The organism is Nonomuraea sp. NPDC049419 (assembly GCF_040676995.1).
Classification (GTDB): Bacteria; Actinomycetota; Actinomycetes; order Streptosporangiales; family Streptosporangiaceae; genus Nonomuraea; species Nonomuraea salmonea.
On sequence record NZ_JBFAQB010000029.1, the window covers coordinates 89,430 to 96,639 of the forward strand.

Genomic DNA, 7,210 nt, shown 5'->3' on the forward strand with positions numbered 1-7,210 from the left:
CCGCGACCTGAAGCGAGAGGCTACTTGACCTTGTCGAAGGTCTCGGGACGGGAGAACAGATAGCCCCGTGACAGCGGCCAGTAACGCACCACGGCCTTGCCGATGACGTCGTCCTCCGAGATGAAGCCGCCCCCCGGCTCCTTGGCGTGGCCCCTGGAGTCGAACGAGGCGCTGCGGTGGTCGCCCATCAGCCACAGCTTGCCTGCGGGCACGGTGACGTCGAACTTGTCGCCGGAGGGGTAGTCGTCGGGGTAGAGGTAGGACTCCTCGTCGAGCGGGGTGCCGTTGACCGTGATGCGCCGCTGCTTGTCGCAGCACACCACCTTGTCGCCGCCGACGCCGATGACCCGCTTGATCGTGTCCTCGCCGTCCCATCCCTTGAACACCACGATGTCGCCGCGCTCAGGCTTGCCCGAGAGTTTGTTGACGAACACCCGGTCGTTGATCTGCAGGGTGTTCTCCATCGACTCCGACGGGATGTAGAACGAACCGATCACGAACGCCTGGAGCAGCAGCGCGATGCCGACCCCCAAGACGAGCAGCAGGACGGTCTCGCGGAACCCGCCCTTTTTCTTCTCTTTCGCCACGCCCTCCGCCTTCTTGGTGAAGGTCACCGACGCCTCCTCAGACGCCGACGAACCAGGACCAAGGGTACGGCGAGCCCGAAGCCGGCGACCACCGGCACAGAGCCGCCGAGCGCCTGCAGCGCGGGCTGTGCGAACGTCTCAGGGATGTCGATGGAGGAGAACCGGTCGAACGGCCAGACGATCACGAAGGCCCGCCCGATGACCTGGCTGACGGGGATGGACCCGCCCCCTGGATCGCCGGTGTGGGAGCGCGAGTCGAGCGAGAGGGACCGGTGGTCGCCCATCACCCACAGCCGTCCCTGCGGCACGGTGATGTCGAAGAACGTGTCGGACGGCACGTTGCCCGGATAGAGGTAGCTCTCCTCGTCGATCGGCGTGCCGTTGACCGTGATGCGGCCCTTGGAGTCGCAGCACTTCACGTGGTCGCCGCCGATGCCGATGACGCGCTTGATGTAGTCCTTCTCGCCGGGCACGAAACCGAAGGCGGTGCCCACCCACCGGAAGAAGCCCGCGACCGCGTTGGACGGCTCCTCCATCTGGAACTCGCCGTCCCAGGAGTCGACGCCGGAGAAGACCACCACGTCACCGCGCTCGATGTCACGAGTGTGGTAGACGAGCTTGTTGACCAGGACCCTGTCGTTCTTGAGCAGGGTGTTCTCCATCGACTCCGACGGAATGTAGAAGGCCTGGACCACAAACGTCTTGATGATCAGGGCCAGCACAAGGGCGACGACGATGAGAACGGGGAGCTCTTTCCAGAACGACCCCTTCTTCTCCTTTTTTTCACCCTTGGCCGGCTTGTGAGTCTCTTCGGCGACCACGTCCACCTCGTCCTCGACAGGGCGGCGCGCAGCGCCGTGCTCCTGGCTTTCGCTAGTCATCGCTGACGAGCCTAGATGATGACTAGGCCCGACAACCCTCGACCGACGTTACACCCACGCACGAGTCGCTCCACATAAAGGAAACGCCGCTGTAAAGCCGAAAGGCCCGCGCGTTAGCGCGGGCCATCGGAAAACGACGCTTACTTGGCGGCCGTCGTCTCACGCTTCTCGCGGATGCGGGCGGCCTTACCGCGAAGGTCACGCATGTAGTAGAGCTTGGCGCGGCGGACGTCACCACGGGTCACGAGGACGATCTTCTCGATGACCGGGCTGTGCACCGGGAAGGTGCGCTCGACGCCGACGCCGTAGCTGACCTTGCGGACCGTGAAGGTCTCGCGGGCGCCGCTGCCCTGCCTGCGCAGGACGAAGCCCTTGAAGACCTGGATCCGGGAACGGTTGCCTTCGACGACTCGGACGTGAACCTCGAGCGTGTCACCGGGGCGGAAGTCCGGCACGTCGCCGCGCAGGGTCGCCTTCTCGAGCTCCTGGATCTTCGTGTGCATGAGAGTCTATTCCTCAAAGTTTCGCGAGCACGCGGAGGTCCACCCGTCCGCACTCGGCACGAGCACGGCGGCGAAGTGGACGCGCTTGCTGTCTCCTGGGGTCCGGGGTCGCTCTTCCCGGGCACGCAACACCGACCGCTGATTGGTCGGCAGCGATTCAGTTTGCCATATCTTCCGGCTGGAGGCGAAACGACAGCTCTTCGAGCAGTTTGCGATCATGCTTGTCGAGCGTCGCGGGGTCGAGCGCCGCCGCCAGCTCCGGCCTGTTCCGTACAGTACGCCGGATCGCCTCGTCGCGCCGCCATCTGGCGACTTTTCCGTGGTGCCCGGACAGCAGCACGGCGGGCACCTCGTGCCCCCGCCACACCGGCGGCTTGGTGTAGACGGGCCCCTCGACGAGGTTCTGCATCGCCCCCGGCGCGAACGAGTCGTCCACCGCCGACTGCGCGTTGCCCAGCACGCCGGGCAGCAGCCTGCCGACGGCCTCCACCATGACCAGCACCGCCACCTCGCCGCCGGCCAGCACGTAGTCGCCGATGCTGACCTCGTCGACGCGCAGGCGGCCGGAGTACTCCTCCATGACCCGCGAGTCGATGCCCTCGTAGCGCCCGCAGGCGAACAGCAGCCACGGCTCCTGCGCCAGCTCCTGGGCCAGCTCCTGGGTGAACGGCCGGCCGCTCGGCGTCGGCACGACCATGCGCGGCGCGCCGCCCGCGATCACATCGTCGATGGCCTCGCCCCACACCTCGGGCTTCATCACCATGCCGGGACCGCCGCCGTACGGCGTGTCGTCCACGGTCTTGTGCACGTCGTGGGCCCAGTCGCGCAGCTGGTGGACGCGTACGTCGAGGGTGCCGCGCTCGCGCGCCTTGCCGATCAGCGAGACGTCGAGCGGCGCGAAGTACTCGGGGAAGATGGAGATGATGTCGAGCCGCATCACAGCAGCCCTTCCGGCGGATCGACGACCAGCCGTCCCGTCTCCAGGTCGACCTCGGGCACCAGCGCCTTGACGAACGGGATCATCGCGTCGTCCTGGCCCTTCCTGCGGACGACGAGGAGGTCCTGGCCGTGGTGCAGCACGTCCTCCACCTCGCCCACGGGCTCGCCCGCGACGGTATGCACGGCCAGCCCGATGAGCTGGTGGTCGTGGAACTCGTCGGGGTCGTCGGGCGGCGTCACGTCGGCCGAGTCGATGACCAGCATGGTGCCCCGCAGCTCTTCGGCGGCGTCGCGGTCGTGGACCCCTTCGAACGCCACCAGCAGCACGCCCTTGTGCCACCGGCGTCCTTCGATCACCAGGGGGCCCCGGTCCGCGGGGTCGGTGGCGATGGGGGTGCCGGGGACGAAGCGCAGCTCGGGATCGTCGGTGCGCACCTCCACGGTCACGTCACCGCGTACCCCGTGCGGGCGGCCTATCCGGCCGACGACCAGCTGCACGTGAACCTGCTCTCTCTTCTCAACGCAAGCGCCCCCATCGGTACGAAGCCGATGAGGGCGCGCAAACCTGACGCTAACGGACTGCTTCGTGCAGATCGAGCAGATCGACCCGTACGTACTTCCCGTCGGCCAGGGCGTTCACGACCGTGCGCAGCGCCTTGGCGGTGCGCCCGCCGCGTCCGATGACCTTGCCCAGGTCCTCGGGGTGCACCCGGACCTCCAGGACGCGCCCGCTGCGAATGCGGCGTGCGCGGACCCGGACATCGTCAGGATGTTCGACGATGCCCTTCACGAGGTGCTCGAGAGCCTCCTCGAGCACGTCAGGCCTCGCCCTCGGTCTGGGTCTCGGCGGGGGCCTCGGCCTCGTCCTTCTTCTTGGCCTTCTTCGGCGTGGTGGCGGCCGTGCCGGTGTCGCCACCGGACAGCGCCTCCTTGGCCGCGGCCTCGTAGAGGGCGTGACGGTCAGGCTTGGGCTCGGCGACCTTCATCGGCTCAGGGGCGGGCTCGCCCTTGAACTTCTGCCAGTCGCCGGTGAGCTTGAGCAGCTTGAGAACCGGCTCGGTCGGCTGCGCGCCGACACCCAGCCAGTAGGCCGCACGCTCGGCGTTGACCTCGATGCGCGAAGGGTTTTCCTTCGGGTGGTACAGGCCGATCTCTTCGATCGCCCGGCCGTCACGCTTGGTGCGGCTGTCGGCGACGACGATGCGGTATTGAGCGTTGCGGATCATGCCGAGCCGCTTGAGCTTGATCTTGACTGCCACGGGTGTGGTCTCTCCTGCATTCGCACGTGGGTGAACGGCGCCTCGCCGAGTGGGGCACGACGCGACGACGCTCCAGGGACAAACGTGTCCGGCGGGAGATGAGAGGGCACCCACCTGGTCACGGTGTTCCAACATGTCATTGTGCCAGATCTACGGCACTGCTCACGACCCGTCACCAAACCCCACCGCAAAGATCCCCCAACCCCTCCCTAAAGCCCCGCAGGCGTCAGCGAGCAAGCGCTCCCAAGGCCGGCAACGAAAGGCAAAAGCCGGCCCCGCCCAGTGGGCGGGCGAAGGCCAGTGGGCGGGTGAAGGCCAGTGGGCGGGTGAAGGCCAGTGGGCGGGTGAAGGCCAGTCGGCGGGTAAAGGCCGAAAGCAGGTTCCGCCCCGCAACCCGGCCGAAAGGCAGAAGCCGAGGATGGGGAACCGGTGACCGCCCGCCCTCCGACCCCCAGTGGGGCTGGAGGACCGATCCCCGTCCGGGAGGCCGGACGGGGGCCGGTGGGTCAGACGTCCGGGTCTGACCCCGTTACTTCTGGCCGGGGAGGCGGAGTTTGGAGGGGTCGAAGCCCGGGGGGAGCTCGACGCCCGGCGGGAGCTTGCCGCCGAGGTTGCCGAGGACGCCGCCGCCCTTCGGGGCCGGCTCGGCCGGTGCGCCGTCGGCGGAGCCGCCCTTGCCCAGCGCGGCCTTGCGCGGGTCGCCGCTGACGCGCCGCCCCTTCTTGGCCTTCTTCTGCTGCTTGGACGCCTTGCCCTTGCCGCCCGGCATGCCGGGGATGCCCATGCCGCCCGCCATCCGCTTCATCATCTTCTGGGCCTCGAAGAAGCGGGTGACGAGGTTGCTCACGGCGCTCACGCTCACGCCGGAGCCGTTGGCGATGCGGGCGCGGCGGGAGCCGTTGATGATCTTCGGGTCCTGCCGCTCGGCGGGCGTCATCGAGCGGATGATGGCCGCGATGCGGTCGAGGTCGCGATCGTCGATGGAGTTGATCTGGTCGCGCATCTGCCCCATGCCGGGCATCATCCCGAGCAGGTTCTTGATGGGCCCCATCTTCTGGACCATCTGCATCTGCTCGAGGAAGTCCTCGAGGGTGAAGTTCTCGCCCGAGGTGAGCTTGCCCGCCATCTTGGCGGCCTGCTCCTCGTCGAACGTCTTCTGGGCCTGCTCGATCAGGGTGAGGATGTCACCCATGTCGAGGATGCGCGAGGCCATGCGGTCGGGGTGGAAGGCGTCGAAGTCTTCCAGCTTCTCACCCGTGGAGGCGAACATGATCGGCCGGCCGGTGATGTGCCGCACCGACAGGGCCGCGCCACCGCGCGCGTCGCCGTCGAGCTTGGTCAGCACCACGCCGTCGAAGCCGACGCCCTCCATGAACGCCTGCGCCGTGACCACGGCGTCCTGGCCGATCATGGCGTCGACCACGAACAGGACCTCGTCGGGCGAGACCGCGTCGCGGATGTCGGCGGCCTGCTTCATCATCTCCTGGTCGATGCCCAGGCGACCGGCGGTGTCGATGACGACGATGTCGTGGTTGAGCCGCCTGGCCTCGTCGATGGACCTGCGGGCCACCTCGATGGGGTCGCCCACGCCGTTGCCCGGCTCGGGCGCGTAGACGGCGACCTGCGCGCGCTCGCCCATGACCTGGAGCTGCTGGACGGCGTTGGGCCGCTGCAGGTCGGCGGCGACAAGCATGGGCGCGTGGCCCTGCTCGCGCAGCCATTTGGCCAGCTTGCCCGCCAGCGTCGTCTTACCGGCACCCTGGAGGCCCGCCAGCATGATGACGGTCGGGGGCGTCTTGGCGAAGCGCAGCCTGCGGGTCTCGCCACCGAGGATCCCGATCAGCTCGTCATTGACGATCTTGACGACCTGCTGCGCCGGGTTCAGCGCCTGGGAGACCTCGGAACCGCGGGCACGCTCCTTGACCTGGGCGACGAACGCCTTGACCACCGGCAGCGCGACATCGGCCTCGAGCAGGGCGATGCGGATCTCGCGGGTGGTGGCGTCGATGTCGGCATCGGACAGCCGCCCTTTGGATCGGAGGGAGGAGAAGACCGATGTCAGCCGGTCGGAAAGCGTCTCGAACACGTGGTTGGCCAGTCCTCGAAGCGAATGTACGTCTAAGACTCCAGCCTAGCCGCTCCGCTAGCCGCCAAAGCCTGGCACGGCCATCCGAACCGTCAGCGCGTGCTCGACGAGCTGGATCAGCGTGTTCTTGACGGAGTCTTTGGAGCGGGCGTCGAGCCGCACCATGGGGATGTGCGGCGCCAGGGTGAGCGCGTCGCGCACCTCGGCGTCGCTGTGCGGATATTGGCCGTCCCACCCGTTCACGCCGACCACGAACGGGAGCTGGGCCTCCTCGAAGTAGTCGATGGCGGGGAAGCTGTCGGCGAGCCTGCGGGTGTCGACCAGCACGACCGCGCCGATGGCGCCCCGCACCAGGTCGTCCCACATGAACCAGAACCGGTGCTGCCCGGGCGTGCCGAACAGGTACAGGATCAGGTCGCGGTCGAGAGACACGCGGCCGAAGTCCATGGCGACGGTCGTGGTCGTCTTCAGCGGCGTCATGCCGAGGTCGTCGATACCGGCGGAGGCGTCGGTCATGACGGCCTCCGTGGTCAGCGGCATGATCTCCGACACCGCGCCGACGAACGTCGTCTTGCCCACCCCGAAGCCCCCGGCGACCACGATCTTCGTCGAGGTCAGACCGGGGCTAGAGCCTGCGAAGTCCACTGAGCACCCTTTCCAGCAGGTTGACGTCCGGTCGACCCGCCTCGAGCTGCGGCTGATGCACCCGAACCAGGCCCTCCGCCGCCATGTCCGCGATCAGAACACGCACCACGCCGAGCGGGATCCGCAACAGCGCCGACACCTCGGCCACCGATCTGACCTGCAGGCAGAGCTGGCTGATCGCCTTGTACTCGGGCGTGATGTGGGAGAACTCCCGGTGCTCGGCGGTCGCCGACGACACCAGGGCCTCCATCGCCAGCTTGACCCGCGGCGCCGTCCGTCCACCGGTCACGGCGTAGGGGCGGACGGGCGA

Annotated in this window: 10 protein-coding genes; all 10 read right to left on the reverse strand. The window is 67.9% G+C overall.

Annotation, left to right across the window (positions count from 1 at the left end):
* Positions 1–20: 20 nt before the first annotated feature.
* Complete coding sequence (gene lepB, locus AB0K12_RS44905) at positions 21–614, reverse strand: signal peptidase I (protein WP_364574836.1); 594 nt, start codon at positions 612–614, stop codon at positions 21–23.
* Positions 611–1,468, reverse strand: coding sequence for a signal peptidase I (gene lepB / locus AB0K12_RS44910; protein ID WP_364574838.1), 858 nt, complete (start codon positions 1,466–1,468; stop codon positions 611–613). The genes lepB (AB0K12_RS44905) and lepB (AB0K12_RS44910) overlap by 4 nt, the downstream gene beginning before the upstream one ends.
* 140 nt (positions 1,469–1,608) lie before the next feature.
* Positions 1,609–1,971, reverse strand: coding sequence for a 50S ribosomal protein L19 (gene rplS, locus AB0K12_RS44915; protein ID WP_345397976.1), 363 nt, complete (start codon positions 1,969–1,971; stop codon positions 1,609–1,611).
* Positions 1,972–2,128: 157 nt separating this feature from the next.
* Positions 2,129–2,908, reverse strand: a complete 780-nt coding sequence (gene trmD, locus AB0K12_RS44920) for a tRNA (guanosine(37)-N1)-methyltransferase TrmD (RefSeq protein WP_364574841.1) — start codon at positions 2,906–2,908, stop codon at positions 2,129–2,131.
* Positions 2,908–3,408: a ribosome maturation factor RimM gene (rimM, locus tag AB0K12_RS44925; RefSeq protein ID WP_364574843.1), complete on the reverse strand. Its 501-nt coding sequence runs from the start codon at positions 3,406–3,408 to the stop codon at positions 2,908–2,910. The genes trmD and rimM overlap by 1 nt, the downstream gene beginning before the upstream one ends.
* Before the next feature lie 73 nt (positions 3,409–3,481).
* The gene (locus AB0K12_RS44930) at positions 3,482–3,727 is read right to left on the reverse strand and encodes an RNA-binding protein (RefSeq protein WP_043634919.1); all 246 of its coding nucleotides are present in this window, start codon (positions 3,725–3,727) and stop codon (positions 3,482–3,484) included.
* Position 3,728: 1 nt separating this feature from the next.
* Complete coding sequence (gene rpsP / locus AB0K12_RS44935; protein WP_364574846.1) at positions 3,729–4,169, reverse strand: 30S ribosomal protein S16; 441 nt, start codon at positions 4,167–4,169, stop codon at positions 3,729–3,731.
* Between the two features lie 529 nt (positions 4,170–4,698).
* The gene (gene ffh, locus AB0K12_RS44940) at positions 4,699–6,255 is read right to left on the reverse strand and encodes a signal recognition particle protein (RefSeq protein WP_364574848.1); all 1,557 of its coding nucleotides are present in this window, start codon (positions 6,253–6,255) and stop codon (positions 4,699–4,701) included.
* Between the two features lie 57 nt (positions 6,256–6,312).
* Positions 6,313–6,873 (reverse strand): ATP/GTP-binding protein, encoded by a 561-nt coding sequence (locus AB0K12_RS44945; RefSeq protein ID WP_355422846.1) that lies wholly within the window; start codon positions 6,871–6,873, stop codon positions 6,313–6,315.
* Positions 6,874–6,880: 7 nt separating this feature from the next.
* On the reverse strand, positions 6,881–7,210 hold a 330-nt coding region (locus AB0K12_RS44950; RefSeq protein ID WP_364574850.1), incomplete at its 5' end, for a DUF742 domain-containing protein.